This is a genomic window from Sabulicella rubraurantiaca (assembly GCF_017355885.1).
Taxonomy (GTDB): domain Bacteria; phylum Pseudomonadota; class Alphaproteobacteria; order Acetobacterales; family Acetobacteraceae; genus Roseococcus; species Roseococcus rubraurantiacus.
Window position 1 is genome coordinate 1 of sequence record NZ_JAFEUU010000050.1, and the last position, 2,383, is coordinate 2,383.

General features: G+C 67.8%; 2 protein-coding genes. Both read right to left on the bottom strand.

From position 1 onward, the window contains the following. Positions 1-1,250 (bottom strand): cation:proton antiporter (locus JTJ31_RS24300; protein WP_207541320.1); only part of this gene is annotated, 1,250 nt, incomplete at its 3' end. A gap of 158 nt (positions 1,251-1,408) precedes the next feature. Further along, positions 1,409-2,164, bottom strand: coding sequence for a PRC-barrel domain-containing protein (locus JTJ31_RS24305; RefSeq protein WP_207541321.1), 756 nt, complete (start codon positions 2,162-2,164; stop codon positions 1,409-1,411). Positions 2,165-2,383 lie beyond the last annotated feature (219 nt).

Sequence of the window (2,383 nt, forward strand, 5' to 3'; positions counted from 1 at the left end):
CTCGCATCGAGCGGCAGCACGCCCTGGGCGCTGCGCCTGCGGTCCAGCCAGCGCATAGCCGGCGTCACGGTCGCACCATGAAGGAGAATGGACACCATCACGGTGAAACCAACCACTGCCCACATCTCGTCAGGACGTTCGAAGCGCTCCTCGCTCAGCGCATAGGCCAGGTAGTAGAAGCTGGCGATCCCACGAATCCCGAAGAACGCGACAGCTGCACGCTCACCGAACGGATGCGGAGAGCCAACCAGGGAGACCATCCCCGCCGCCGGCCGCACCACAAAGAGAAAGATGAGCACCGCCGCTGCACCTTCCCATGTGAGCGCATTCAGTAATCCGCCCGCCAGCGCGCCGCCAAAGAGCACAAGCAGCACCATCATCATGAGACGCTCCGTCTGGTCGACGAAGTCGTGCAGCCGCTCATGATATTCATGCTCGCGCTCGGCTGAGCGCACCGCGAGCGCAGCAACGAAGACGGCAAGGAAGCCGTACCCGTGCGCAAGCTCGGTCAGGCTGTAGGCGAGAAAGGTGATGCCGAGCGCCACGAAGCCCTCCCCGGTTCGCGAAAGCCCGGCGCGGTTCGGCACGCGGAAGAGCAGCCAGCCGAGCGCCCGGCCGATCGCCAAGCCGACGACCACGCCTGCGCCGACCTTCCAGGCCACTTCGCCCACCGCCCAGTCGAGCAGCCATGGCCCGGAGAGGTTCCCGCGCGCCATCGCGGCCACCGCGAGGTGCACGAAAGGAAAGGAAAGGCCGTCGTTGAACCCCGCCTCGGCGGTGAGGGTGAAGCGCACCTCGTCCTCCTCGCCAGAGCGCGGTGGTCCCACCTGCACGTCGGCGGCGAGCACCGGATCGGTCGATGCCAGCGCGCCCCCGAGCAGCAGCGCGGTCGCCAAGCCAAAGCCAAGGAACCAGTGGCCGACCGCCGCGATGCCGATGATTGTGAGCGGCATGGCAATGACGAGCAGACGCCAGGTCGTCGACCAAGTACGCCACCTAAAGGGGCGGTCCAGCTTCAGGCCAGCGCCCGTCAAGGCGATGATGATGACGATCTCGGTGAGCCGTTCGGTGGCCTCCGGATATGCCAGCGGGTCCGGAGTGTCGCCGCTGGAGAGGCCGAAGGCGACGAAGCCGAAGGCCACGCAGAACATCGGCAGGGACAGCGGCAGCTCCCGCAGTACCATGGGCAGCCAGGCCACCAACAGGATCAGCACGCCGGTGCCCGTCAGCAGCAAAATGTAGGGGTTCATCGAAAGCGAGCGTCCGGCGAAGGTGAATGTTCCGGGGTCAACGCGGCGGCATCAAGCCAATTCGCGTTGCAGAATCCATGGAAGCCCTCGCAGCCATGGGCGTGGCGCTCGGTCCGAGGGAGGGGGGCCTCTCCCCCTCCCGCTCTATAGGCCCGTGATCAACGCGTCGGCGGGTTGGCTGGGGTGGCCGGTGCGGGCGTCACGCTAGTGCCGCCGGAGGCACCCGGACGCGACGCTGCTCCGTCCGTGGTCGTGCCAGTGACGGAGTCACGCCTTGGGCGATCGGAGTTGGCCCGGTTCCGGTTCCGCCCGAACTCGTCCAGGTTGAAGACCGGCATCGCCCGGAGCGTCTCCTCTGTGGCGTTGGGCAGGACCCAACGGTTCCGGTCCGCGTTGTGCTGCAGCTGGCTGAAGGGCACGGCGACGTGCCGCTCACCCATGCCGAGGAAGCCCCCCACCGAAAGCACGACGACAAGCCCTCCCGTCCCGCCTTGGGGGATGATGACATCCTCGACCTCGCCGACCTCCCGGTCGTTCGCGCCATAGATATCCGCATCGATCAACCGGCGGGCGCTCAAGGCGCCGCGCAGGCTTGCGGCATCAACGGTCATCGGGGAGGTCGAAGTCGTCGCGGGTGTGGTCGTGGCGCCTGTCGCCGCGCCCGATGGGTTCGCGCCTGTGGTGTTGGTGCCGAGAGTGCTGTCCACGGCCCGGCCCACGGCCGTGCCGGGCGGGTTGCCAGGCGTGCCATCAGGGCGGGGCACTTCACCCTGTGCGCGATCCACCGCGCGCCCGGTCGCGGTCGAGGGTGGGTTGCCAGGGGCGCCATCGGGGCGCGTCTGTGAATAGGCGAGGGGTGTGCCCGCCAAAAGCGCGGCCGTCGCGAGCAGTGACAGAGAACGGTGGATGGTCATGGGGCATCCTCCTGCTTGGCTTTCTGAGGCGCACGGCATTGCGTGGCGCCGCACGTTGCAAGAACCGGCGACCAGCGAGGCGGGTTTCCGAGGATGCGGCTTCAGGTCTACTCGCCCGAGGCGGCGTTCAGCCCGCAGTCAGCATGATGGCGGTTTCCCAGGGATCGCGCAGCACCCTGGTCTCACCCTCAGCCTCGACGCCCAGACTCGCTGCCCGCG

Excerpts from the sequence above, each read along its gene's own strand:
- JTJ31_RS24305 (WP_207541321.1), bottom strand. The coding sequence starts at position 2,164 with ATGACCATCCACCGTTCTCTGTCACTGCTCGCGACGGCCGCGCTTTTG.